This window comes from Micromonospora musae (genome assembly GCF_003626635.1).
GTDB lineage: Bacteria > Actinomycetota > Actinomycetes > Mycobacteriales > Micromonosporaceae > Micromonospora > Micromonospora musae.
On sequence record NZ_RAZT01000009.1, the window covers coordinates 205,090 to 229,932 of the forward strand.

Annotated in this window: 24 protein-coding genes; 14 read left to right on the plus strand and 10 right to left on the minus strand. The window is 73.8% G+C overall.

Going from position 1 to position 24,843, the window contains the following annotated elements:
- Window positions 1–134: 134 nt before the first annotated feature.
- The 5 genes from D7044_RS19295 to D7044_RS19315 form a co-directional block, all read right to left on the minus strand.
- Window positions 135–755 (minus strand): GNAT family N-acetyltransferase, encoded by a 621-nt coding sequence (locus tag D7044_RS19295; protein WP_120689750.1) that lies wholly within the window; start codon window positions 753–755, stop codon window positions 135–137.
- A complete protein-coding gene (locus tag D7044_RS19300; protein ID WP_120689751.1) occupies window positions 745–2,793 on the minus strand; it encodes a penicillin acylase family protein in 2,049 nt (682 codons plus the stop codon). Before D7044_RS19300 ends, D7044_RS19295 begins: the two co-directional genes overlap by 11 nt.
- A complete protein-coding gene (locus D7044_RS19305) occupies window positions 2,790–3,578 on the minus strand; it encodes an ABC transporter ATP-binding protein (RefSeq protein WP_199716703.1) in 789 nt (262 codons plus the stop codon). The genes D7044_RS19300 and D7044_RS19305 overlap by 4 nt, the downstream gene beginning before the upstream one ends.
- Window positions 3,579–3,682: 104 nt before the next feature.
- The gene (locus D7044_RS19310; RefSeq protein ID WP_120675045.1) at window positions 3,683–4,711 is read right to left on the minus strand and encodes a FecCD family ABC transporter permease; all 1,029 of its coding nucleotides are present in this window, start codon (window positions 4,709–4,711) and stop codon (window positions 3,683–3,685) included.
- Window positions 4,708–5,811, minus strand: a complete 1,104-nt coding sequence (locus D7044_RS19315) for a FecCD family ABC transporter permease (protein ID WP_407663322.1) — start codon at window positions 5,809–5,811, stop codon at window positions 4,708–4,710. The genes D7044_RS19310 and D7044_RS19315 overlap by 4 nt, the downstream gene beginning before the upstream one ends.
- 64 nt (window positions 5,812–5,875) lie before the next feature.
- On the opposite strand from D7044_RS19315, the gene D7044_RS19320 reads away from it, so the two are divergent.
- The 6 genes from D7044_RS19320 to D7044_RS19345 all read left to right on the plus strand — a co-directional run bounded on the left by D7044_RS19320 (window position 5,876) and on the right by D7044_RS19345 (window position 13,112).
- Window positions 5,876–6,901 (plus strand): ABC transporter substrate-binding protein, encoded by a 1,026-nt coding sequence (locus D7044_RS19320; RefSeq protein WP_120689753.1) that lies wholly within the window; start codon window positions 5,876–5,878, stop codon window positions 6,899–6,901.
- 196 nt (window positions 6,902–7,097) lie between these two features.
- The gene (locus tag D7044_RS19325) at window positions 7,098–8,696 is read left to right on the plus strand and encodes a pyridoxal phosphate-dependent decarboxylase family protein (RefSeq protein ID WP_120689754.1); all 1,599 of its coding nucleotides are present in this window, start codon (window positions 7,098–7,100) and stop codon (window positions 8,694–8,696) included.
- Window positions 8,697–8,733: 37 nt separating this feature from the next.
- Window positions 8,734–10,050: a lysine N(6)-hydroxylase/L-ornithine N(5)-oxygenase family protein gene (locus D7044_RS19330; protein ID WP_120675054.1), complete on the plus strand. Its 1,317-nt coding sequence runs from the start codon at window positions 8,734–8,736 to the stop codon at window positions 10,048–10,050.
- Window positions 10,051–10,124: 74 nt separating this feature from the next.
- On the plus strand, window positions 10,125–10,718 hold the full coding sequence (locus tag D7044_RS19335; RefSeq protein WP_120675357.1) for a GNAT family N-acetyltransferase: 594 nt from the start codon (window positions 10,125–10,127) through the stop codon (window positions 10,716–10,718).
- Window positions 10,715–12,604: an IucA/IucC family protein gene (locus D7044_RS19340; protein ID WP_120689755.1), complete on the plus strand. Its 1,890-nt coding sequence runs from the start codon at window positions 10,715–10,717 to the stop codon at window positions 12,602–12,604. The genes D7044_RS19335 and D7044_RS19340 overlap by 4 nt, the downstream gene beginning before the upstream one ends.
- A gap of 7 nt (window positions 12,605–12,611) precedes the next feature.
- The gene (locus D7044_RS19345) at window positions 12,612–13,112 is read left to right on the plus strand and encodes an anthrone oxygenase family protein (RefSeq protein WP_120689756.1); all 501 of its coding nucleotides are present in this window, start codon (window positions 12,612–12,614) and stop codon (window positions 13,110–13,112) included.
- A 25-nt stretch (window positions 13,113–13,137) separates the two neighbouring features.
- Here the strand turns inward: D7044_RS19345 and D7044_RS19350 are convergent, their stop codons facing one another.
- Entirely contained in the window at window positions 13,138–13,623 is a 486-nt protein-coding gene (locus D7044_RS19350; RefSeq protein ID WP_120689757.1) for a GNAT family N-acetyltransferase, read from the minus strand.
- 131 nt (window positions 13,624–13,754) lie between these two features.
- Between D7044_RS19350 and D7044_RS19355 the strand changes: the two genes are divergently transcribed.
- From D7044_RS19355 to D7044_RS19380, 6 genes are all read left to right on the plus strand, one after another.
- Entirely contained in the window at window positions 13,755–14,147 is a 393-nt protein-coding gene (locus D7044_RS19355; protein ID WP_120675063.1) for a hypothetical protein, read from the plus strand.
- Entirely contained in the window at window positions 14,147–16,654 is a 2,508-nt protein-coding gene (locus tag D7044_RS19360; protein ID WP_120689758.1) for a DUF4132 domain-containing protein, read from the plus strand. Before D7044_RS19355 ends, D7044_RS19360 begins: the two co-directional genes overlap by 1 nt.
- A 148-nt stretch (window positions 16,655–16,802) precedes the next feature.
- Window positions 16,803–17,396, plus strand: coding sequence for a GNAT family N-acetyltransferase (locus tag D7044_RS19365; protein WP_120675359.1), 594 nt, complete (start codon window positions 16,803–16,805; stop codon window positions 17,394–17,396).
- 91 nt (window positions 17,397–17,487) lie between these two features.
- Window positions 17,488–17,898, plus strand: a complete 411-nt coding sequence (locus D7044_RS19370; protein WP_120675067.1) for a type II toxin-antitoxin system Phd/YefM family antitoxin — start codon at window positions 17,488–17,490, stop codon at window positions 17,896–17,898.
- A gap of 155 nt (window positions 17,899–18,053) precedes the next feature.
- Window positions 18,054–18,362 (plus strand): hypothetical protein, encoded by a 309-nt coding sequence (locus D7044_RS19375; RefSeq protein WP_120675361.1) that lies wholly within the window; start codon window positions 18,054–18,056, stop codon window positions 18,360–18,362.
- A complete protein-coding gene (locus D7044_RS19380; RefSeq protein WP_120675069.1) occupies window positions 18,359–18,757 on the plus strand; it encodes a hypothetical protein in 399 nt (132 codons plus the stop codon). Before D7044_RS19375 ends, D7044_RS19380 begins: the two co-directional genes overlap by 4 nt.
- A gap of 139 nt (window positions 18,758–18,896) precedes the next feature.
- Here the strand turns inward: D7044_RS19380 and D7044_RS19385 are convergent, their stop codons facing one another.
- The 3 genes from D7044_RS19385 to D7044_RS19395 all read right to left on the minus strand — a co-directional run bounded on the left by D7044_RS19385 (window position 18,897) and on the right by D7044_RS19395 (window position 21,093).
- Window positions 18,897–19,289, minus strand: coding sequence for an SCO5389 family protein (locus D7044_RS19385; RefSeq protein ID WP_120675071.1), 393 nt, complete (start codon window positions 19,287–19,289; stop codon window positions 18,897–18,899).
- Window positions 19,290–19,513: 224 nt separating this feature from the next.
- On the minus strand, window positions 19,514–20,005 hold the full coding sequence (gene smpB, locus D7044_RS19390; RefSeq protein WP_120689759.1) for an SsrA-binding protein SmpB: 492 nt from the start codon (window positions 20,003–20,005) through the stop codon (window positions 19,514–19,516).
- Window positions 20,006–20,199: 194 nt separating this feature from the next.
- Entirely contained in the window at window positions 20,200–21,093 is an 894-nt protein-coding gene (locus tag D7044_RS19395) for a LysR family transcriptional regulator (RefSeq protein WP_120689760.1), read from the minus strand.
- Between the two features lie 95 nt (window positions 21,094–21,188).
- On the opposite strand from D7044_RS19395, the gene D7044_RS19400 reads away from it, so the two are divergent.
- Complete coding sequence (locus D7044_RS19400; RefSeq protein ID WP_120689761.1) at window positions 21,189–22,010, plus strand: NAD(P)-dependent oxidoreductase; 822 nt, start codon at window positions 21,189–21,191, stop codon at window positions 22,008–22,010.
- The gene (locus D7044_RS19405; protein WP_120675079.1) at window positions 22,007–22,426 is read left to right on the plus strand and encodes a RidA family protein; all 420 of its coding nucleotides are present in this window, start codon (window positions 22,007–22,009) and stop codon (window positions 22,424–22,426) included. Before D7044_RS19400 ends, D7044_RS19405 begins: the two co-directional genes overlap by 4 nt.
- A gap of 42 nt (window positions 22,427–22,468) precedes the next feature.
- On the opposite strand, the gene D7044_RS33295 is transcribed toward D7044_RS19405, so the two are convergent.
- Window positions 22,469–24,697, minus strand: a complete 2,229-nt coding sequence (locus tag D7044_RS33295; RefSeq protein WP_120689762.1) for a hypothetical protein — start codon at window positions 24,695–24,697, stop codon at window positions 22,469–22,471.
- Window positions 24,698–24,843 lie beyond the last annotated feature (146 nt).

Genomic DNA, 24,843 nt, shown 5'->3' on the forward strand with positions numbered 1-24,843 from the left:
GTCAGCGCCCGCCGGCCGGCGTCCGGCCGTCAGCGCCCGCCGGCCGGCGTCCGGCCGTCAGCGCCCACGGGCCGCCGTCAGCGCCTACCTGCCGGCGTCGCGCCAGCAGTGCCCGCCCGGAAGTGGGCCCGCCGTCAGCGCTCGGCGGCGGTCGGCTCGTCGCCGGTGGCGCTCGGCCGATCCTCGGTGGACGGCCTGTCGAGGAAGAGTAGCCGGGCCCGCTTCTCCGGCTTGTCGATCAGCGGCCCGAGCCGGAAGCCGGCACGCAGCAGCCGGGCGACCGCCCGCTCGTTGCGCGCGTCCGGCTCGGCCAGCAGCCGCCGCCGGCCCGGGTCGGCCCAGACGAAGTCGAGCAGCACCCCGAACAGCCGCCCGGTGAAGCCCTGCTCGGAGGCGGGCGCCGGGCCGACGAAGAGGTGCAGGCCGAAGTCCCCGGGCTGGACCGGGTAGCACTCGCCGACCGGGTCGGCCTCCGGCTGGTACGTCTGGAACAGCGCCACCGGCAGCCCGTCGCGGTGCACCAGGTAGGCGTGGTGCGTCGTCAGCGAGTCCACGTACGCGTAGATCTCCCGCACCCGCTCGCGGTCGGCGTCCAGCATGCCCCAGAACCCGGCCCGCTCCTGCGTCACCCAGCCGTGCAGCAGGTCGACGTCGCCCTCCGGGTCGACGGGGCGGACGGTGACCCGGCCGAACCCGGTGACGTCCCGCTCGTAGCGGTGCGGGTCGGTCCCGGTGATGTCCTGGTCAGTGGTCATGACGCTCCTCGGTGAGCTGGTCCCAGTCGGTCGTCACGGGCAGCAGGTCGCCGGCGAGCCAGGCCGGCGTCTGGTCGTGGTGGTGCGGGTCCCCGCGCACCCCGCAGGCGCCGAAGGGCACCACCCAGCGGCTGCGGTCGCGGTCGCCGAGGTCCCAGACGTAGCGCGCCGCCGGCCCGCGCAGGCAGTCGTGGGTGACGCCCGGCACGCTGGAGGTGGAGAGCACACAGTCGTGGTCCCCGGCCAGGCCCGGCACCGGCGCCCCGTCCGGCTCCGGCAGCGCCCGCCACGGGGTGAGCCGGTGCAGCTCGCCCCAGCGCGGCAGCTCCTCGTCCGACACCTCTTCGACGGCGGCGCGCAGCAGCGCCTCGGTGGCCTCCTCGGGCAGCAGGCCGCTGCCCAGCACCGCCTCGACGGCGTGGGCCACCCGCGGCGCGAGCGCCAGCCAGGGCCGGAACACCTCCGGGTACGCCGGCGGGTCGGCGAGCGGGGCGAGCGCATCGTGGGCGGCGAGCCGCCGGACGAGGGCCGCCCGAACCAGCGCGTACGCAGTGGCGTCGCGGCTGCCGGCGTCCATCCGGCGGTCCCAGCCCAGCAGCCGGTCACGCAGGGCGGCGGCGGCCGGAGTGAGCCCGGTGAGCGCCGCCAGCCGCCCGATCAGAGGGCCTGCCGAGGCGAGGTAGGTGTCGGTATGGACGGTCGCCATCGCCTCGGCCGTCCAGCCGCCGCCCGCGTCGAGCAGCTCGCGGATCCGGTCCGCCCGGTGCGGTGGGGCGAACTCGACGCCGAGCGGCGTGGCGAGCCCACGGGCGTTCGCCATCACCGCGACGTCGCCCACCTCGGCGCGCGGCATCGGCGCGTGCCAGCCCTTCCAGGCGTGCCGCGCCGACCAGGCGGGGACCACCCGCAGCCGGTTCGCCGGATGCCGCACCGGCACCGCCCCGGCGACCCGGTGCAGCAGCCCACCCGAGGTGTCGGCGGCCTGGAGCACGTTGACCGGCTCGATCCAGCGGTCGACGGCCGCGTCCACGTCGGCGACCGTCCGGGCGCGCAGCAGGGCCGGCAGCGCCCCGAAACCCAGCTCCGCCAGCACCCGGGGCGGATAGCGGAGGCTGATCGCCGTTCCGTCGTCCGGGCCGCCGATCACCACCGGCCCGCGAGCGGTCTCCACCACCTCGACGTGGACCGGCTCACCCCCGGACACCTCGACGGTCTCCGTGTGCGCGGCCGCCGGCTCCCAGCCGTCCGGGCCGTACGCCTCGACGGCCGCGCCGCGGCGACGCAGCCGCTCCGCGTAGAGGTCCTGGTAGTCGGCCATCGCGTTGGTGATCGCCCAGGCCACGCCGCCGGTGTGTCCGAAGTGGGCGAGGCCGGGCACCCCGGGCACCGCCAGACCGACCACGTCGTACTCCGGGCAGGCCAGCCGGATCTGCTGGTACATGCCGGGGTCCTCGATGAAGCGGTGCGGATCCCCGGCCAGCAGGGCGGCCCCGTCGGCGGTGCGCTCACCGGCGAGCAGCCACCCGTTGCTGCCCGTCGTGGCGGGCGCGTCGGCGGCGAAGAGGTTCATCCACCGTTCGCCGAGGCGCTCGGCCACATGCTCGCGCCACAGCTTCGTCGGCAGGTTGGCGAAGAGGACGTGATGGGAGAGCCAGACGGCCAGCGGGGTCCACGGCTCCCACCGGCCGGGCGCCAGCCCGACGGCGGCGAACTGCGGCGCCCGCGCCGCCCCGGCGGTGAGGCCGGCGTTGACCCCCTCGACGTAGGCCCCCACCCACGCGGCGGTGGCCGGATCCAGCGCGGCGTGGCAGCGGCGGGCGGTGTCCGCCAGCCGCGCCTGCCGGGCGAACCGGTCCCAGCCCAGCTCGTCGGCGCCGAGGAAGGCCGCGCTGGTGCCCTGAGCCCGATGCCGCTCCACCTCCAGTTGCCAGGCCCGGTCGTACGCGGTCACCCGGCCCTGCGCCGCCGCGAGCGCCGTCTCGTCGGCCGCCCGCAGGTGCGGGACACCCCACGGGTCGCGGAAGATTCGGGCGGTCACGCCGGCTCCGGGGCGAGCTGTGCGGCCGGTCGACGCGCGGCCGGCACGACCAGCGGGGTGCCGGTCTCCGGGTCCTCGATCACCCGGCAGGGCAGCCCGAACACCTCCTCGACCCGCTCCGCGGTGACCACCTCGGCGGGTGGCCCGGCGGCGACGACCCGACCGTCGCGCATCGCGATCAGGTGGGTGGCGTACCGGGCGGCGTGGTTCAGGTCGTGCAGCACCGCGACCAGCGTGCGGCCCTGCTCCTCGTGCAGCCGGGCGCAGAGGTCGAGGATCTCGATCTGGTGGGCGATGTCCAGGTAGGTGGTGGGCTCGTCGAGCAGCAGCAGCGGGGTCTGCTGGGCCAGCGTCATGGCGATCCAGACCCGCTGGCGTTGACCGCCGGAGAGCTCGTCGACGGCCCGGTCGGCGAGGTCGGCGACGCCGGTGGCCGTCATCGACTCCTCGACGACCCGCTCGTCCTCGCGCGACCACTGCCGCAGCAGACCCTGGTGCGGGTATCGGCCCCGGGCCACCAGTTCGGCCACGGTGATGCCGTCCGGCGCGATCGAGGACTGCGGCAGCAGACCGAGCGTACGGGCGACCTGGCGGGCCGGCCGGCGCTGGATGTCCTCGCCGTCGAGCAGCACCGCGCCGGTCGTCGGCTTGAGCATCCGTGACAGCGCCCGGAGCAGGGTGGACTTGCCGCACGCGTTGGGCCCGATCACCACCGTGAAGGAGCGGTCCGGTACGGCGACGGTCAGGTCCTCGGCGATGGTGCGCCGGTCGTACGCGAGGGTCATCCCGGTGCCGCTGAGCCGAGGAGGGCCGGCCTGCATGGATGGTGCTCCGTTCTCGTCGCTGGTGTTCGGGGCGGTTTCGCCGTCTGCGGGACCCGCGGAAATGCTCACAACCGGCCCGCCCGCCGCTGCACGGCCAGCAGCCAGACCAGGTACGCCCCACCGATCGCGCCGGTGATCGCGCCGGCCGGGAGCTGGTGACCGGTGAACGCCCGCTGGGCCAGCAGGTCGGCCCCCACCAGCAGTGTCGCGCCCACAGCCATGGCGGGGAGCAGGTTCGGCCCGGGTGAGCGGGTCAGCCGTCGGGCCAGGTGCGGTGCGGTCAACGCCACGAACGACACCGGCCCGGCGGTCGCCGCCGCGAAGGAGACCAGCAGCACCGCCGCGGCGAGCAGCACCATTCGTAGCCGCCGCACCGGGACGCCGAGCGCGGCGGCGGTGTCGTCGCCCATCTCCAGCATCCGCAGCGCCGGACCGCAGCCGAGGAGCACCAGCGGGGCGAGCACCGCCAGCACGATCAGCAGCGGCAGCGCCTCGGACCAGCCCCGCCCGTCCAGGCTGCCGGTGAGCCAGAGCACCGCCCGGGCCGCGTCCATCAGCGGCGCCCGGGTCAGCAGGTAGCCGTTGACCCCGGTGAGGATGGCGGTGATGCCGATGCCGACCAGGATCAGCCGGTAGCCGTGCACGCCGTTGCGCCAGGTGAGCAGGTAGACGACGAGGCCGGTGGCGAGGCCGCTCGCCACGGCCGCCCCGGAGAGGGCGAGGCTGCTGCCGCCGAGCACCACCACGACCAGCGCGCCGGTCGACGCGCCCTGGGTGAAGCCGAGCATGTCGGGGCTGCCCAGCGGGTTGCGGACCAGTGACTGGAAGACCGCCCCGGCCAGCGCCAGGGCCGCGCCCACCAGCAGCGCGGTGACCAGCCGGGGCAGTCGCAGCTCGTGGATGATGAACTCCTCGGCCGGGGTGCCGCCGCCGAAGAGGGTGCGCAGCACGTCGGCCGGGGTCATCGGGTAGTCGCCGCCGGCGACCGCCAGCACGCCGAGGCCCGCGGCGAGCAGGGCGCAGCCGGCGCCGACGGCGAGCGCGCGGGGGCGGAACCGCAGGGAGAGCCCGCCTGGGGTACGCAGCACGGTCACGGTCGGGCCACCCGCCTGCGCAGCACCAGCCAGAGGAAGAGCGGCCCGCCGAGCACGGCCGTCACCATGCCCACCTGGAGTTCGCCGGGGCGGCCGAGCACCCGGCCCAGCACGTCGGCGCCGAGCAGCAGCGCCGGCGCGAGCAGTGCGCAGTAGGGCAGCAGCCAGCGCAGGTCGGGCCCGGTGAGCGCGCGGACCAGGTGCGGCACGAGCAGGCCGACGAAGACGATCGGCCCGCAGGCGGCGGTGGCGGCCCCGCAGAGCAGGGTGACCGCCGTGATGACGGCCGCCCGGATGAGTGTGGGTCGCGCGCCGAGGGCCCGGGCCGCGTCGTCGCCGAGGGCGAGCGCGTTGAGCGGGCGCGCGGTGACGAGCGCGACCAGCAGGCCCGCCCCGATGAACGGCGCCACCCGGCTGACGGTCGCGGTGTCGGCGCTGGCCAGCGAGCCGACGGTCCAGAAACGGAGCCGGTCCAGCGAGGCGGTGTCGAGCAGCATCACCGCGCTGACGTACGAGTAGAGGGTGGCGTTGAGCGCCGCGCCGGCCAGCGCGAGTCGGGCCGGGGTGGCGCCCCGCCCGCCGCCGACGGCGTAGACCAGCGCGGTCACCGCCGCCGCGCCGAGCAGCGCGAACCACACGTACCCGTTGAGGGCCGTCACGCCGACCAGTGCGGCGGTGGCCACCGCGGCGGAGGCGCCCGCGTTGATGCCGAGCAGACCCGGGTCGGCGAGCGGGTTGCGGGTGAGCGCCTGCATGACCGCCCCGGCGACGCCGAGCGCCGCGCCCGCGAGCAGGCCGAGCAGCGTACGCGGCAGGCGCATCTGGTGGACCACCGCGTATTCGGCCGAACCGCTGTCGCGTAGGCCCGACCAGACGTCGGCGAGGGGTAGTTGCTTCGCCCCGACCGTGATGCTGAGCACGATGACGGTCGCGAGCACCGCCACGGCGGCGACGAGGCCGACCGCCCGTACGGTGGCCCGCCCGTGCCGGGTCGGACCTGGTGCGGTGGCCCTCGCGGTGATGCCGGGCGGTGATGACTGGACGACGGACAGTGTGGGCTCCGGTGGGGGTGAAACGCCGAACGAGACTTGACAGCGAATTAGGTTAGGTTAACCTAACCGCGCTGTCCATGCTCACTCTGGACCCCGATCGAAAGACGACACCATGCTCAGTTCCACCTCCGCCCGTCGCCTCTCCCGCCGCGGCCTCCTGGCCGGCGGGGCCGCCGCCTTCGGCCTCCTGCTGACCGGCTGCGGCGACGGTGACCCGGCGGCCCCGTCCAGCGGCGACGGTGGCCCTTGGACCTTCACCGACGACCGAGGCGAGAAGGTGAGCGCCGAGAACCGGCCGGCCCGGGTCGTGGCCTTCACCGGCACCGCCGCCGCGCTCGTCGACTTCGGACTCGACAAGCAGATCGTCGGCGTGTTCGGTGAGACGAAGCGGGCCGACGGCACGACCGACCCGCAGGCCGGTGACCTGAACGTGGAGAGCGTGGAGATCCTCGGCAACGTCTGGGGAGAGTTCAGCGTCGAGAAGTACGCCGCCTCGCGCCCCGAGCTGCTCGTCACCCACATGTACGACCCCGGGGCGCTCTGGTACGTCCCGGACGAGAGCAAGGACAAGATCCTGCCGCTCGCGCCCAGCGTGGCGATCACCACCGCCCGGGTGCCGATGACCACGCCGATCGAGCGCTACGCCCAACTCGCCGAGTCCCTCGGCGCGGACCTCTCCGCGAAGAAGGTCACCGACGCCAAGGCCCGCTTCGAGGCGGCGGCCGAGTCGGTCCGCCAGGCGGTCAAGGCGAACCCGGGCATCAAGGTGATGGCCGCCTCCGGCAGCCCGGACCTCTTCTACGTCTCCAACCCGAAGGTCAGCACCGACCTGATGTACTTCGCCGAGCTCGGGGTCGACATCGTGGTCCCCACCAAGCTCGAGTCGGGAGACTACTTCGAGGCCTTGAGCTGGGAGAACGCCGGCAAGTTCCCGGCCGACCTGATCCTGCTCGACAACCGCAGCACCGCACTGCAGCCCAAGGACCTCGCCGCCAAGCCGACCTGGGCGCAGCTGCCCGCGGTCAAGGCCAACCAGGTCACGCCCTGGGACGCCGTGCCACGGTTCTCCTACGCCGGCGCCGCGCCGCTGCTGGAGCACCTCGCCACCGCCATCCGCTCCGCGAAGAAGCTGAGCTGACGCCGCGGGGCGGAGCCCCGACCGGGACACTCCACAGTCGACCGGCCTCGTCCTGACACCCGCGGCACCCGCCGCCCCGCTCCGGCGCCCCGTCCGCCACGCCTGCCCACCCCGCCGTCCTGCCGTCCCGCCCGGGCGGCGGGTTCCGGCTGCCCGAGATCAGCTCCGTCCGCAACCGAGTGTGGAGGACCTTCCCATGAGTCTGCCGGCGTACCCCGTCGAGGCCGTTCCGAGCCCCTCCGGTCCGCCCGCCCCGACCCCGCCCGGCCCGGCCACCCCGGCCCCGGTCGAGGCCCGGCCCGGCTCCACCGCCGCCCGGGGGCATCTCTTCAACGGCGGGACGACCGCGCGGTACCGCGCGGTGCTCGCCGACGGCGTCGGCCGGGTCGCGCGGCGGGCCGCCGGTGTGGAGCGGCCGTTCACCGGGATCACCCCCGCCGAACTGGCGCCCCGGGTCTCCGGCATCGACCTGGACCGGCCGCTCGACGACACAACGGCCGCGCTCGACGAGCTCGACGAGGTCTACCTGCGCGACGCGGTCTGGTTCCACCATCCCCGCTACCTGGCGCACCTGAACTGCCCAGTGGTGATCCCGGCGCTGCTCGGCGAGGCGGTGCTGACCGCCGTGAACTCCTCGCTGGACACCTGGGACCAGAGCGTCGGCGCCACCCTGATCGAGCGACGGCTGGTCGACTGGACTGCGGAGCGGATCGGCCTCGGCCCCGCCGCCGACGGGGTCTTCACCAGTGGGGGCAGCCAGTCCAACCTCCAGGCGATGCTGCTGGCCCGGGAGGAGGCGAGCCAGGCTGCGCCGAGCCCGCAGGCCCGCGCCGAGCTGCTGCCCCGGCTGCGGGTGCTCACCTCGACGGCCGGCCACTTCAGCGTGCAGAAGTCGGCGAAGCTGCTCGGGCTCTCCCCGGACGCGGTGCGCACGATCCCGACGGACGCGCAGCGGCGGATGATCCCGGCGGCGCTGCGCCGGGAGATCGAGCGCTGCCGCCGTGACGGCCAGGTGGTGATGGCCGTGGTGGCCACCGCCGGCACCACCGACTTCGGCTCGATCGACCCGCTCGACGAGATCGCCGGGATCTGCGCCGCGGCCGGCGTGTGGCTGCACGTCGACGCGGCGTACGGCTGCGGCCTGCTGACCTCGCCCACCCGCCGGCACCTGCTCGACGGGATCGAGCGGGCCGACTCGGTGACCGTGGATTACCACAAGTCCTTCTTCCAGCCGGTCAGCTCCAGCGCCCTGCTGGTCCGCGACCGGCGGGTGCTGCGCCACGCCACCTACCACGCCGACTACCTCAACCCCGCCCGGATGGTCGAGCAGCGCATCCCCAACCAGGTGGACAAGAGCCTGCAGACCACGCGGCGGTTCGACGCCCTCAAGCTCTGGCTGACCCTGCGGGTGATGGGGCCGGACCAGCTCGGTGAGCTCTTCGACGAGGTGGTGGAGCGGGCCGCCGGCGCCTGGGAGCTGATCAGCGAGGACCCCCGGTTCGAGGTGGTGACCAAGTCGCCGCTGAGCACCGTGGTCTTCCGCTACCTGCCCACCGGGCCGGGCCGGGGCCTCGCCGACGGGGCGAACCTGTACGCGCGGGAGGCGCTCGCCGCCTCCGGGGCCGCCCTGGTCGCCAGCACCACCGTCGACGGCCGGCACTTCCTCAAGTTCACCCTGCTCAACCCCGAGACGACCCTCGACGACGTCGGCCACGTGGTGCAGCTCATCGCCGAGCACGCCGGCCGGTACGTGCACGAGCGGACCACCGCCGACCTGGCCTGCCGGGTCGGCTGACCACCGAAGGCCTGCAAACCGCCCCGGGAGGGCCGTCATGTCCACACACGACTTCATCGCGATCGGCCTCGGCCCCTACAACCTCGGCCTGGCCTGCCTCACCGCGCCGATCCCCGAACTGGACGGGGTGTTCCTGGAGGCCCGGCCGGGCGTCGACTGGCACCCCGGCATGCTGCTCTCCTCAGCCCGCCTGCAGACGCCGTTCCTGGCCGACCTGGTCAGCCTCGCCGACCCCACCTCGCCCTACTCGTTCCTCAACTACCTGAAGGAGACCGGGCGGCTCTACCCGTTCTACATCCGGGAGAGCTTCTATCCGCTGCGCAGTGAGTACAGCGCGTACTGCCGGTGGGCCGCCGCGAAGCTGCCGAACCTGCGCTTCAACCACGAGGTCACCGACGTCGAGTACGACCCGACCGACGGGCGCTACGTGGTGCGGGCCCGGATCGGCGCGGGACAGGAGGGCGGTGACGCGGGGGAGACGGTCACCTACCGGGCGCGGCACCTGGTGCTCGGCACCGGCACCCCAGCGCACCTGCCGAAGGCGTGCGAGGGGCTGGGCGGCGACCCGGTGCACACCTCCCGCTACCTGGAGAACCGCGCGGCGCTGCGGACGAGGCGGAGCATCACGGTGATCGGCAGCGGGCAGAGCGCCGCGGAGATCTACCACGACCTGCTCGGCGACATCGACACGTACGGCTACCAGCTGAACTGGGTCACCCGCTCGCCCCGCTTCTTCCCGCTGGAATACACCAAGCTGACGCTGGAGATGACCTCACCGGACTACGTGGACTACTTCCACGCCCTGCCGGAGGCGACCCGCTACCGGCTGGAGTCCGAGCAGAAGGGGCTCTTCAAGGGCATCAGCGCGGACCTGATCGACGCGATCTTCGACCTGCTCTACGAGCGGAGCGTGAGCGGACCGGTGAACACCCGGCTGCTCACCAACACGGAGCTGGAGAGCGCCGGGTACGACCCGGCCACCGGCACGTACACCCTCGGGCTGCGGCACGTCGAGCAGGAGCGGGACTTCGCCCTCCGGACCGAGGCGCTGGTGCTCGCCACCGGCTACGGCTACCGGCCCCCGGCCTTCCTCGAACCGGTCCGGGACCGGATCCGCTGGGACGCGCACGGGCGCTTCGACGTCGCCCGCAACTACAGCATCGACCACACCGGCCGGGAGATCTTCCTCCAGAACGGCGGCACCCACACCCACAGCGTCACCTCGCCCGACCTCGGCATGGGTCCGTACCGCAACTCCTGGATCATCCGGGAGCTGCTCGGCCGCGAGCACTACCCGATCGAGAAGAGCATCACCTTCCAGGAGTTCGGCGCACCGGCGGGAACGGCGTCGTGAGCAGCCGGGACGAGCCGGGCACCGCGGAGCCGCGCACGGCCGGCGAGGTCGTCTTCAGCCGGCTCGACGCACGGTTGGGTGAGTTCACCCTGCGGCCGGTCGAGCCGGAGGCCGACGCCGCGCTGCTGCACTGCTGGGTGACCCACCCCAAGGCCGCGTTCTGGCTGATGCAGGACGCCGACGTGGCCGAGGTGACGCAGGAGTACCGGCGCATCGCCGAGCACCCGCACCACGAGGCGTACCTGGGCCACTGGCGCGGCCGGCCGGCCTTCCTGGCCGAGCGCTACGACCCCGCGCGCGTCGAGCTGGTCGGCCTGTACGACGCTCACCCCGGCGACGTGGGCATGCACTTCCTCTGCGCGCCCGCCGACGCCCCCGCGCACGGCTTCACCCGCGCGGTGATCACCACGGTGATGGCCTGGCTCTTCGCCGACCCGTCGACGCGACGGGTGGTGGTCGAGCCGGACGTGCGCAACACCGCCGTGCACGCGCTGAACGCCGCCGTCGGCTTCGACGTCGTCGGCACCGTCACGAAACCCGAGAAGGACGCCCTGTTGAGCATCTGCACCCGCGCCCGCTTCCACACCACCACCGGCCTCGGCTCGGCCAGCCGCCCCGGCCCCGCAGCCGTCACCGGCGTACCCAGCACGGACGGAGCCTCGGCGTGACCGTGTTCGACCCCGTCGCCCACCTCGCCCCCGCGCACTGGGCCCGAGCCAACCGGCTGCTGGTGCGCAAGGCCCTCGCCGAGTTCACTCACGAACGGCTGCTCGCCCCGGAACCCACGGCCGCGCCCTCCGGCGCCACCGCCGCGGAGCCGGCCGGCTCCGGCGACACCCCGAAGTGGTACGTGCTGCGCAGCGACGACGCTGCGGTGACGTACCGCTTCGCCGCCGTCGTGCGTAGCCTCGAGCACTGGCAGATCGACGCCGCCAGCATCACCCGGCACCGCGGCGACGACGAGTTGCCGCTGGACGCGGTCGACCTGATCATCGAGCTGCGTGCGGCGCTCGGGCTCTCCGACCAGGTCCTCCCGGTCTACCTGGAGGAGATCACCTCCACGCTGGCCGGCATCGCGTACAAACTGGACCGCCCGCAGCCGACCGCGAAGGAGCTCGCGGGGGCCGACTTCCAGACCATCGAGACCTCGATGACCGAGGGGCACCCCTGCTTCGTGGCGAACAACGGTCGGCTCGGTTTCGGCATCGACGAGTACCACCGGTACGCCCCAGAGGCGGCCCGCCCGGTCCGGCTGGTCTGGGTCGCGGCGCACCGCGACCACGCGCAGTTCAGCCACGGCGCCGACCTCGACTACGACGCCCTGATCACCGGCGAGCTCGGTGCCGAGACGCTGTCCCGGTTCGAGGCCGTTCTGGCCGGCTTCGGCCTCGACCTGGACGACTACCTGCTGATCCCGGTCCACCCGTGGCAGTGGCAGAACCGGATCGCCGTCACCTTCGCCGGCGAGGTGGCGCAGCGTCGCCTGGTCTGCCTCGGTCCCGGGCCCGACGAACACCTCGCCCAGCAGTCCATCCGCACCTTCTTCAACCTCACCGACCCGCACCGGCACTACGTCAAGACCGCGCTCTCCGTGCTCAACATGGGGTTCATGCGGGGGCTCTCGGCCGCGTACATGGCGGGCACCCCGGCCATCAACGACTGGCTCGCCGACCTGATCGCCGCCGACGAGGTCTTCACCGCGACCGGGCTCACCGTGCTGCGGGAGCGGGCCGCCGTCGGCTACCGGCACCAGCAGTACGAGGCGGCCACCGACCGGTACTCGCCGTACCGGAAGATGCTCGCCGCGCTCTGGCGGGAGAGCCCGGTGCCGAGCCTGGGGCCGGGGCGGCGCTTGGCCACCATGGCCTCGCTGCTGCACGTCGACCACGACGGCGGTTCGCTCGCCGCCGCCCTCGTCGCCCGGTCCGGGCTGACGCCGCAGGCGTGGCTGCGCCGCTACCTGGACGCCTACCTGACCCCGCTGCTGCACGCCTTCTACGCCTATGACCTGGCCTTCATGCCGCACGGCGAGAACGTGATCCTCGTCCTCGACGACCAGGACACCGTCGAGCGGGCGATCTTCAAGGACATCGCCGAGGAGATCGTCGTGATGAGCCCCGACCGGCCGCTGCCGCCGGCGGTCGAGCGGATCCGGGCCGACGTGCCGGAGGAGGAGCGGCTGCTCGCCATCTTCACCGACGTCGTGGACTGCTACCTGCGGCACCTCTGCGCGGTGCTGGCCGAGGCCGGCACGCTCACCGAGGAGACCTTCTGGCGCACGGTGGCCGGCTGCGCCGCCGACTACCTGGCGAGCGTCCCGCACCTGGCCGAGCGGATCGCCCGGTACGACCTGTTCGCGCCGGAGTTCGCGCTCTCCTGCCTGAACCGGCTCCAGCTGCGCAACAACCAGCAGATGGTCGACCTCGCCGACCCGTCGGCGGCGCTGCAGTTCGTCGGCACGCTGGTCAATCCGCTGGCCCCGTACGCGCCCGCGCCTGAGGCCGACGCCGTCGGGGCGACCGGGGTGGCCCGGACGCCCCGACGGCGCGTCTAATGACCCGATGACCATCCTGCGCACGCTGAGCCTGCTCGCCGCGACGGTGACCACGGGCCTGATGGCCGGCCTCTTCGCCGCGTTCGCCTACTCCGTCATGCCCGGCCTGGTGCGCGCCGACGCCCGCACGCTGGTCCTCGCCATGCAGCGGATCAACGAGGCCATCCTCAACGGCTGGTTCCTCGGCTGCTTCTTCGGCGCACTGCTCTTCACCGGCGCGGCCGCGGCCCTGCACGCGAGCGGCGACTGGAGCGCGGCGCTGCCCTGGATCGTGGCGGCGCTGGTGCTCTACCTGGTCGTCCTGGTGGTCACCATGGCGCTCAACGTGCCGCTGAACAACGCGCTCGCCCGGGTCGGTGACCCCGATCGGCTCGCCGACGTCGCGGCGGCGCGGGACCGGTTCGCCCCGGCGTGGATCCGCTGGAACCTGGTGCGCGCGGTCGCCTCGACCGCCGGCTTCGTGCTGCTCACCTGGGCGCTGGTGGTGCACGGGCGGATCGCCGGCTGAGCCCGGCCGGGAAAGACCGGCCCGGTCAGAACTCGCAGTACATGACGTGCAGGCCGACCCGGCCGAGGGTGGGGTGCCGGAACGCGCCCGGCACGGTGCCGACCACCGTGAAACCCTCCCGCAGGTACACCTCGACGGCCGCCCGGTTGGTCTCCACGACCGCGTTGAACTGCATGCCCGCGTACCCCTGCCGCCGCGCCCAGTCCAGCGCGTCCCGGCAGAGCGCGGTGCCCACACCGCGACCGCGCGCGTCCGCCGCCACCATGAAGCTCGCGGTGGAGACGTGCGAGCCGGGCCCGGGGCGGTTGGGGCCCATCTTGGCCGTACCGAGGACCCGCTCGCCCTCCACCGCCACCGCGGTACGTCCCGGCGGGACGTCCACCCATAGGTCGTACGCCTCGTCGGCGGTCAGCGCCGGGTCGTAGACGAAGGTCTCCTCTGCCCGGACGACGTCGGAGATGATCGGCCACACCTGCGCCCAGTCCTGCGGGGCGAACTCCCGGATCCGCACCCCGGCAGGCTAGGAGCGCCGACCCGGCGAGGCAACCGGGTTTCCCGCCGGGCGGCCGTCGAGGGTGCGGTGCCGGTGGCTCGGCCGTCAGGGGCGCCCGCTGTCGGTGCCCGACCCTAGACTCCGCGGCCATGGTGATGGTCAAGTTCATCGACGAGACCACGAGCGGCGCCAAGGCCGACGCGTGGCACCTGGAGATCTTCGAGGAGCGGCTGGCGCTGCGGGAACTCATCCGCCGCCGGGTCTTCCAGGAGGTGGCCGAGTACAACGCCGGGCAGCCCGAGGTCTTCCGCGGCCTGGTGCAGCCCAGCGACGCCGAGCGCACGCTCAACGGCTACCGGTTGCGCGAGCCCCGCCGGGTCGACGCCGAGCAGCAGTACGATCGCGCGATCGAGGCGTTCGGGCGGAACGGGTTCGTGGTGCTCGTCGACGACCGGCAGGTCGACCACCTCGACACGGAGGTGCAGCTGCGCGCCGGCACCGAGGTCTGCTTCCTCAAGCTCGTCCCGCTGGTCGGTGGCTGATGAGCGCCCACGACAAGCACGTCGCCAAGCTCCGGCGGCTCGCCACCGGCGACGACCTCGCCGCGATCGTCACGGAGCTGGCCTGGCTCGCGCGGCACTTCCACGGCGGCTGGTACTACGAGGGCCCCCGGATCGCGGGTGCGCTCGACGCGCTGCCCGACGACCGGCGGGCCCGGCTCGCCACCGCCCTGGTCGACCGGCTCGCGGCGGGCGACCCGTCGGACGCCGACGGCGAGGCCGAGGCCGAGGCGTTGACCACGCTCGTGGCGTTGCTGCTGCGCAGGTTCGGCGAGGCGGTCGCCGTCGCCGACCTCCGGCGGCTGCTCGACCACGCCACCGGACGGTGGATCTGGTGGCTCGCCGACGAGTACGCCCAGCTGTGCCAGGTGGTGTACGAGACCGACGGAACTCTGCCCGGGGAGGTCGTCGCGGTGCTGCGCCGCACCGAGGTCACCGGCTACGGACCCACCGGTCTGGTACGGCAGCTGCTCCAGCGGGTCCGGGAGCCGGTGCTGAACCCGGGTGAGGCGTGGAGTGACCTTCTGCTGGCCGAGCTGCCCGCGCTCGGCGCCGACTGGCCGGAGCTGGTGGCGCACGCGCGGAGCGCGACCTCCGCCCGCCCCTCCGACAAATGGGATCGGCAGGCCCGCGCGCTGCTCGACCGGGTCGGGGCTGACCTCTACCGCAAGACGGCGCTCACCTGGCTGGCGCAGGTCGGTCGCCCCCGCACCGTCCCGATCCTCGCGCGCGCTCACGAGCAGGACTTCTCCCAGGCGTACGACCCGTACAACTCGACGGCCCTGCGTGGGCTCATCTGGCTGCTCGCGCTCGCCGCCGAAGGCGCGGACGCCGAGGTCGCCCGGGAGCTGGGGCGGCTGGTGGAGACTTCGCTGCGCAAGGTTCCGGGGATCGGCCCGCGCAACCCGAAGGTGGCCAACGCCGCGGTCCACGCGCTCGCCCGCCTCGACGGCGAGCCGGCCCTGGCCCAGCTCGCCCGGCTCTCCACCCGGGTCACCTTCAAGGGCACGCTCAAGGAGCTGCACAAGGCGCTCGACGCGCGCGCCGCCGCGCTCGGGCTGTCCCGGGCCGAGGTCGAGGAGCTGGCGGTGCCGACGTACGACCTGACCCGCGTGGGCCGGCGGGTCGAGACGTTCGGCGACGTCACCGCCGAGCTGGTGGTGCAGGGCGCCGACGTCGCGCTGCACTGGCGCAACGCCGCCGGCCGTCCGGTGCGGACGGTGCCCGCCGCGGTCCGCCGCGAGCATCCGGAGCGGTTGCGGGAGCTGAAGGCGGCGGCGAAGGACATCGAGAAGATGCTGGCCGCGCAGGCCGAACGGCTGGACCGGCAGTTCCTCGCCCGACGGCGCTGGCGGTACGCGGCGTGGCGGGCGCAGTATCTGGACCACCCGCTGGTCGGCACGCTCGGGCGGCGGCTGATCTGGCTCGTCGACGGCGTGCCGTGCGGCTACGCCGACGACGCGCTGCGCACCGTCGACGGCGCGCCGGTCACGGCGGCCGACGACGCCGAGGTGACGATCTGGCACCCGATCGGCCGTGACGTCGCCGAGGTGCTCGGCTGGCGCGAGTGGCTGGAGCGCCACGCCGTGGTGCAGCCGTTCAAGCAGGCGCACCGGGAGGTCTACCTGCTCACCGCCGCCGAGGAGCGCACCGAGGTCTACTCCAACCGGTTCGCCGCGCACGTGCTGCGCCAGCACCAGTTTCACGCGCTCGCCGCGGTGCGGGGGTGGCGCAACCGACTCCGGTTGATGGTGGACGACGAGTACCCTCCGGCGACCCGTGAGCTGCCCGAGTGGGGGCTGCGCGCCGAGTACTGGGTGGAGGGGGCCGGTGACGACTACGACACCGACGCCACCGACACCGGCACCTACCTGCGGGTGGTCACCGACCAGGTCCGCTTCTACCCGCTCGGCGCCGCGGAGAACAGCGCGCACGCCGGCGGTGGCGGGTACGCGCAGTGGATCCCCGGGGGCAGCGAGCCGACCGGCCCGCTGCCGCTGGAGCAGATCCCGCCGCTGGTCTTCAGCGAGGTCATGCGGGACATCGACCTCTTCGTCGGGGTGGCCAGTGTGGGCAACGACCCGACCTGGCAGGACGGCGGGCCGGAGGGCCGCTACCGGGAGTACTGGCAGTCGTACAGCTTCGGTGAGCTGTCGGCGACCGCCGAGACCCGGCGGGACCTGCTCACCCGGCTGCTGCCCCGGCTGGCCGTCGCCGACCGGTGCCGGATGGAGGGGCGCTTCCTCGTGGTCCGTGGCGACCTGCGCACATACAAGATCCACCTCGGGTCGGGGAACATCCTGATGAGCCCCAACGACGAGTACCTCTGCATCGTGCCGCAGCAGTCGGGGTCCGCCGGCAACGGTGAGCTCTTCCTGCCGTTCGAGGGCGACCGGATGCTCGGTGTCGTGCTCAGCAAGGCGCTGCTGCTCGCCCGGGACACCGAGGTCACCGACCCGACGATCGTCTCCCAGCTGCGCCGTCGCTGAGTTCCCGCCGTGCCGCCGGCGGCCCCGCGACGGGCCGTCGGCGGCACGGTCCGGCCCCGGACGTCCAGGGTGCGAAACCGGGTGGCCGGGGCGGCCCGCAGGCGACATGATCGGCTCGTCCCGACCCTCGATCACCCACGGGAGTGCCGTGTTCGCGCTGCGCCTCACCTCCGATGTCGAGCTGCGTCCGCTCGAACCCTGGCGGGCCGAGGAGTTCCTCGCCCACCTCGACCGCGCCCGGGAGCACATCGCGCCCTGGGTGGGACCGTCCTTCGTGGCCACCGACCTCGACTCGGCCCGGGCGGTGCTGCGCCGGTACGCGGACCGCTGGGCCCGCGACGCCGGCGGGATCTGGGGGCTGTGGCGGCGCGACACGCTCGTCGGCGGCGTCATGCTGGTCTCGTTCGACGTCTCGCTCGGCGTCTGCGAGGTGGGTTGTTGGCTCGAACCGTCGGCCCAGGGCCACGGGCTGGTCTTCCGGGCGGTACGCCACGTCGTCGACTGGGCGGTGCGCGAGCGCGGCGTCCACCGGGTGGAGTGGCGCACCAAGCCCGACAACGTTCGCAGCATCGCTCTGGCCCGTCGGCTGGGGCTGCGGCACGAGGGCACACTCCGCGCGGTATACCCGGGACCGTCCGGCCGGATCGACATCCAGGTCTGGTCGGTGCTCGCCGACGAGTGGCGAGCGTCGTTCCCCGTCGAGGGTGGCGAGCCGGAAAAGGATCCGCGCCCCGTCGGGTGACCGGCGAGGTCCGGTCCGTGACCGCACGCCATCCGTGTCGCGTCGCGGCGGTCGACGCCTTTCTGTCGTACCCCCGCGGCAGCATGCATCCATGGCCGTCTCCGCGCTGACCCCCCACCCCGATCAGCCGCGATCCCTGCCGTTGCGCGAGGTGCGCACCCGGCTCACCCAGCTCGTGGCGCTCGCCGAGTTGACCGGCGCGGTCACGGTCGTGACCCGCGACGGTGATCCGCGCCCGGTCGCCGCGATCGTGCCGGCCGGTGCGGCGCGCACCCTCGCCCAGACCACCGCCGACGCCGACCGGCTCGCCGCGGTCACCGCCGGTTGGGCCCGCCGCCTGGAGGAGCAGCGCCAGCAGAGCAGCCGTCGGCACGCCGCCGAGCTGCGCGCGGTCCGGGCCGCGTTGGCACAGGCGTGGGCCGAGCTCGACCGGCGGGCCGAACCCGGCGACCGAGCCCTGGCCCGGCTCCGGGCCGCCCACGCCGACCTGCTCGCCGACTGATCCGGCTCGGGCGATCCTTCGCGTCGTCGAGCTCGGCGTGCCGAGTCGCGTCGGCGCGCCCTGTCCCGGCCGACCCGTGCGCTGCTGACGGAGGCGACGATCGCTCACCGTGGTTCACAGCCAACTCGCGGTGCTACTGGCATATGCTTCTCGGTATGACCAAGCCGGTGAGGAAGCTGTCGATCTCTGTTCCGCCGGACGTCGCCGAGCGCCTGGAGCAGGAACCCAACGCCTCCGCCTATGTCACCCAGGCGGTCCGTGACCGGATGCGCCTGGACGCCCTGGACGCCGAGTTGGCGCACACCGGTATCGAGATCAGCGAGCAGGGGGTGGCCGAAGCCCGCGCCCGCCGGGCCGCCGTCGAGGCCGAGTGGCCGGCCGAGCGCCGCCAGTCCGTGCGCGACCGGGTACGCCAGCACCTGCTCGACGAGGCCGACAGCACCCGCCAGCAGCCGGCCGCGTGAGCCCCGACGACGACCGGCCGGTCCGGTTGCTGTTGGACCGGTCGGCGCTGCTTGCCTACGTCGCCGGCTCCCTGCACGTCGGCGAGCCGTTGCACGAGGTCATTGAGGATCGCAACCGCTTCGGCGTCACCGCCATCACCGCCGTTGAAGCCCTGGCCCTCGTCGGCGACCCGAAGGACCGGGCCGCCCTGCACCGGCTGCTGGCCCTCGACGCCTGCGCGGTGCTCTCCACCAGCGGCCACTCCTGGCAGGAACTGAGCTACTGGCGCAGCTACACCGGCCGCGTCGACCTCGCCACCACCGTCATGGCCAGTTTCGATCACGACGCATCGATCCTGACCCGCGAGACCAGCTACGGCGACGGCGAACTGCCCGTGATCTACATGCCGGAGTGACATCGCCGAACCGGGTCTCGGCGGAGTCAGCAGCTCGCTGTCTCGAAGGTCTGCACCGGCCCCTCCGGCCTCGGGTCCAAGGCCGGCGAGGGCGCGGCGCGCCGCCGCCCGGACCATCCGGCCCGGGCAGCGGCTCGGGTCAGCAGTTGCGCAGCTCGGGTGACTGGTTGAGCAGTTGACCGCGCGGCGAGACGAACTCGCGGTACGCGGCCGAGTCGACCGCCGCTGGTCGGAACGCGGCGACCCGGTGGCAGTTCTGGAACGCCAGCTTCACCTTGAAGTGCCGCTCCAGCCCGGCCCGGATGGCGTCGCTGGCCAGCGCGCGCAGCAACTGCCCCCGGTCCGCCTCGGTCGGCGGCGGCACCAGGTTGTCGGCGCGTTCGGCTCCGCCGGCGTCGAGGTCGGCGACCACGCGGCTGACGGTCTCCCAGGCGTACGGCAGGGAGGCCCGTACGCAGGCGACGAAGTCGGCGTCGTCGACCGGGCCGCGTTCGGCGGCGTCGAGCAGGGCCGGTGGGACGGTGAGGGACATGCTCATCCTCCATTCAGCAATGACAACCGTTTCCATTAACGGTTGAGAGTCGAGCACAACACGGCGTGGGGAATCAGTCAACGCGCCACGGCGTGCCCATTCCGGACACGCCGCACCGGAGCTGTCCGCCTGCCCTGGTCCCGCCGCCGGCCTCGGCCGGGTGCTACCGGTGCTCGGCGGTCCCGGCGCCCAGGGCGGTCACCGGTGACGGACGCGGGCCGGCGTCAGGCCCGCTTCGTGCGGCCCTTGAGGTGACGGCCGAACTCCCGGGCGATCTCCCGGTTGGCGTCCCGCTCGGCCAGGGCCTGACGCTTGTCGTACGAGCGGCGGCCCCGGGCGAGCGCCAGCTCCACCTTGGCCCAGCCGTTCTCGAAGTACATCGACAGCGGCACGAGCGTGATCCCGCCCTCCCGGACCTTGGCGAGGATGCGTTCGATCTCCACCCGATGCAGCAGCAGCTTGCGGGTGCGCCGCGGCTGATGGTTGGTCCACGTGCCGTAGCCGTACTCGGCGATGTGCAGTCCGTACAGCATGATCTCGCCGTCGCGCTCCTGGGCGAACGCGTCGACCAGCGACGCGCGCCCCTCCCGGAGCGACTTCACCTCGGTGCCGGCCAGCACGATCCCGGCCTCGTACGTCTTGAGGATCGTGTAGTCGTGCCGCGCTTTCTTGTTCGCGGCGATCAGCCGGCGCTCGGGCTGCTTCGAGGCGTTCACCCGGCCGAGGATAGCCGGACGCGGGCGCGCTACCCGCCTCGCTTGCGGCGAGCCCCCAGCGGCCGCCGCACGACCGTCCGCCGGACCTCGCCGCCGCGCGACCGTCCGCAGGGCCGCGCCGGTGCGCGACCGTCCGCCGGGCCGCGCCGGGGCGGGCGGCGGCGAGCGGTCGGGTCGGGTCGGGTCGGGTCGGGTCAGAGCGTGGCGGCCACCTCGGCCAGGAGGGGGAGCAGCGCGGCTACGGCGGGGGGTCGGTGGCGGTGGGCGACCACGGCCGCGTAGACCTGCCGGGTCGGCGCGTCGTCGGGGTGCAGCCGGAGTAGGGCGAGGTCGGCGGGGGCGGCCCGGACGGCCAGTGCGGGGATCAGCGCGACGCCGAGTCCCGCGCTCACACAGCCCAGCTTTCCGGTCCAGTCGGCGGCGACGATGTCGATTCGCGGCCGGAAGCCGGGCGGCATGCTGGCCCGCATGAGCGGATCCGCCTGATCCGTGGAGCCCGCGATGAAGGACTCCTCGGCCAGCTCGGCCAGGCGTACCGTGTCGCGCCCGGCGAGCGCGTGCCGGCGGGGGACCGCCACCAGCAGGCGCTCGTCGAGCAGGTGACGCAGGTCGAAGCGGGTGGTGTCGAGGGGTTGGTCGGGTGGGGCGCTCACCACAGCGAGATCCGTGTCGCCGGCGAGCAGCCGTTCCAGCAGGGCGGGCGTCCGGTCCTCCACCAGGGAGACGCCGACGTCGGGGTACGCGGCGCGGAAGTCCGCCAGGGCGCGTGGCACGAGCGCGGCCACGGCGGTCGGGAAGGCGCCCACCCGAAGGCGGCCGGCGCCCAGCCCACGCAGCGCGTCGAGCTCGCGGCGAGCGGTGGTCAGTCGGTCGAGCACCGCCTCGGCGTGCGGGAGCAGGTGGCGTCCCTCCTCGGTCAAGGTCACGCCGCGCGGCAACCGGTCGAAGAGCACCACCCCGAACTCCGCTTCGAGCGCGGCGATCTGCCGGGACACGGCCGACTGGGTGTAGCGGAGCTCCCGCGCCGCTGCCGTGATCGACCCGTGCCGGGCGACGGTCCGCAGCACGTCGAGCGCCTCGATCTGCATGCGGCGAACGTTAGCCGCTGACATGCCGTATGTGCATGGCAGGCATGCCGATCATTCGCTGGTCGCATGCCGAGCGGCCGCCTACGGTTCCAGTCATGTTGAAGATCGCCGTACTCGGCACCGGGCGGATGGGGGCGGCCATGGCCCAGCGCCTCTTCGCCTCCGGCCACTCGGTGACGGTCTGGAACCGCACGGCCGGCCGTACCGAACCGCTGCGCCGCGCCGGCATCGCGGTCGCCGACTCGCCCGCCGACGCCGTCGCCGGGGTGGACGTCGCCGTCACCATGCTGGCCGACCCGACGGCCGTGCACACCGTCCTGTTCGGACCGGCCGGCGCCGCGGCGGCGCTCGCGTCGGGTAGCTGTCTCGTCGAGATGTCCACCATCGGCCCGGCCGCGGTCCGAGCCGTCGTCGACCGGCTCCCGACCGGGGTGCACCTCGTCGACGCCCCGGTCGGAGGGAGCGTCGCCGCCGCGGCGACCGGGCGGCTCCGGGTGTACGCCGGTGGATCGGCCACCGCCGTCGAGCGCGTCCGCCCGCTGCTGGAAGCTCTCGGCACCGTACGCCATCTGGGCCCCACCGGCAGCGGCGCGGCGGCCAAGCTGGTGCTCAACACGGCGCTGCTGATCGGGGTCACCGGCGTCGCCGACGCGCTCGCCGTCGCCCGATCCGTCGGCCTGGACCGGGACGTCGCGCTGAACCTGCTCGGCGACGGTCCGCTCGGCGCAGCGCTCGCCCGGGCCACCACGACCGACGCCGACTTTCCCGTCACGCTGGCCGAGAAGGATCTCGGCCTCGTGCTCGACCAGCTCGCCGGGGCTGCCGCGCCCCTGGTCGGCGCCGCGCGGGCGGCGCTGGCCACCGCACCCGACGCGGGGGCGGACATCGCCGCCCGCACCGCCGAGGAGCCTTCGTGAGAATCGTCCTGGACAACCCGCACACCGTGGCCGCGCCCTTCCGGGACCGGTTCGCGCACGTGGCCCGGCTCGATCTGACCGGTGGTGCCCTGCTGCTGCTCGCCGGCCAGGTCGGCGTCGACGACGACGGCCTGGTGGTCGCGCCGGGTGACGTCGTCGCACAGTCCGAGCGGATCTTCGAGATCGTCGACGGCGTGCTCGCGGCGCACGGCGCCGGCCTCGCCGACGTGCTGCACATCCGCAGCTTCCTCACCGATCTCGACGATCTGCCCGGGTACGCGGCCGTCCGGCGGCGACTCTTCACCGGGACGCCGCCACCGGCCAGCACCACCGTCGAGGTGAGTCGGCTCTTCCTGCCCGGCGCGGTGATCGAGGTCGAGGTCACCGCCGCAGTGCCGGCCGGCCCACCCGGCTGACCCGCCCGCGCCCGGTCGAGCAGCCGGGGCGCGTTGCGGCGGTCAGGAGGTCTCGGTGCGCAGCCGCCCGGCGAGTTCCCGGACTGACTCGGTGAGCCGGTCGTCGGACTCGCCCGGCCAGTGCCCGAACATCGGTGGTGGCACGCTGTCGCTCGGCGGCGCCACCACGTCGCGGGGGTCGATCTGCCGCCGATCCACCGAGGCGGCCGGGTCGTCCGCCGCTTCCGGGTCGCCCTCCCGGTGCGGGGAGAAGATCCAACTGCCGATCTGGTCGGTGTCCCGCCAGATGTTGATCCACCGCCAGCCGACTCGCCTGCCCACCTCCCGCAGCACGTCCTCGTCGACGTAGGCCGGGAAGAGGTGGGAGTAGAGCCGGCGCAGCGGTGAGCCGTAGGTGAGCAGGGCGACCCGTTCGCCCACCCCGTCGGGCAGCTGCAGCACGGCCGCCGCGAGCAGGACCGACCCGTGGCTGTGCCCGGAGAGCAGCACCCGGTTGCCCCGCCCGACCAGGTAGGTGATCCGTCGGGCCAGCTCGGGCACCGCCCGCTCCGCGTAACAGGGTGGTGCGAAGGGGTGGCTGCCGCGCGGCCAGAAGGTGCCCAGATCCCAGATCACCCCGACGTACCGGCGGAACTCGGCGGTCCGGTAGGCGAAGATGCCGCCGATGACCAGGCCGAGCAGGATCGCGGCGATCACGTAGCTCCCCGCGCCCAGGAAGAAGTTCACCAGGTCGCCCGGGATCCCGAGGTAGCCCTGGACGATGTCCGCGGGGAACCGCCCCATCAGCCCGAGGACGCTGGTCGCCAGGCCCAGCCCGATGAGGCAGGCGTACACCATGGTGATCGGCTCCAGGTGCTCGGTGAACCGGGCCCGGGCGATGGTCCGCTGGACCTGCCGCAGGCGCGGCCCCGCCTCCGGCGGCGCGTCGGGGAAGTCGTCGGCGACGATCCTCGCGGCGATGCGGTACCTGCTCCGCCCGGAGACGAGGATCACCACCCCAGCCATGATCAGCGTGCCGAGCACCGCCAGCCCGAATCCGAAGATCGCCCACTTGTACGCCGGCGGCGGGCTGATCATCAGCCGCTCGGCCGTCGGCTGGTCCCGATTGAGCAGGTCCGCCACCCGGTAGACCAGCTCGGAGGAGAACGCCACCGCCAGCCCCGTGGCGACCGCCGCGATGACCGGCGCCCCCCACCCCTGCCGCGTGCGGTGCAGGCCCCGGCTGCGCAGTACGACGAGACCGATGCCGGCGAGCAGCAGCGTCTGGGCGACGAAGACCCACGCCAGGGTGGCGCCGTAGCGGGGCAGGCCGAGCCCCGCCGGCCACGGCGCCGGGTCGACCAGGATCACCACCACGACCAGCACGCTCAGCCCGCAGGTGACCGTGCGCAGCGCCCGCGTGGCGAGATCCGCAGTCGGACGGGGCCCTGGATGGTCGATCAGGTTCCGGGCGCAGACCATCGCCATGCAGGCCACCAGGACGGCCGCCACCAGCACCGCCAGCACCAGCGACACCAGGGAGGCGCCGGGCCCGAGACGGGCGGCGAGCAGGCTCGCGTCGAGCGTCGCGAACGCGGTCGCGACGTGGATCGAGCGCAGCCGCCCACCGAGTGGCGCCGAGTCCCATTTGCCCACCTCGCCGAGCCGGTACGTGCCGGCCCCGGCGGCCGCCGGTGGCCGGAAGACGTTGAACGGGCGGCCGGGCCGCGCTCCGAGCCACCAGATCAGGGCGATGGCCCCGGCCGGAACGAGACTGAGCACCGCCAGGCGCAGCCCGATCGGCTGGGTGCCGAGCCAGGAGAGCCAGTCCCGGCCCCGGACACAGCGCGGCGCGGCCATGCACTGCCAGGCGACCAGATCCAGGGCGGCCCCGACGATGGAGAGCACGTAGAGCCCGGTCAGGGTGAGCCCGAGCAGCCGGCACAGCGCCTTCATCAGGGTGTGCGAGCCGGTGGGGTTCGGACTCATCCAGGCCGACACGTTGCAGAGCATGAACGGCAGGAGGAAGACCAGCGACAACGTCCGCACCGCGGTGCCGGAGGGCAGATCGCTCCAGCGGTACGCCTCGACCGTGACGCCGCCCGGGCCGGCGCTGTCCGGGTAACCGGGCCGCGGGCGGAAGAAGCCCCCGTTGCTGTCCCCGGCGACCTGGTACGCGTGCGGCCGGTCCAGCACCTGCTCGGCGCCGGCCCCGGAGACCCCGTGCACCCGTAGCTCCACGACCTCGCCGGCCCCCGCCGGCCCGGCCGAGGGCGCTGGCGTCTGCGACATTGACCCCCCGGAGGTGTCTACGGCAGCCCGGGCCGCGGCGCCCCGCCGGCGCCCGGCCCCGGTTACCCGCCCCGACGCCTGCCATTCGTGCGACACCGCGGTACCACGCCTCTTCCCGGGTACGCCTCGCCGAGGTGCCGGTGACC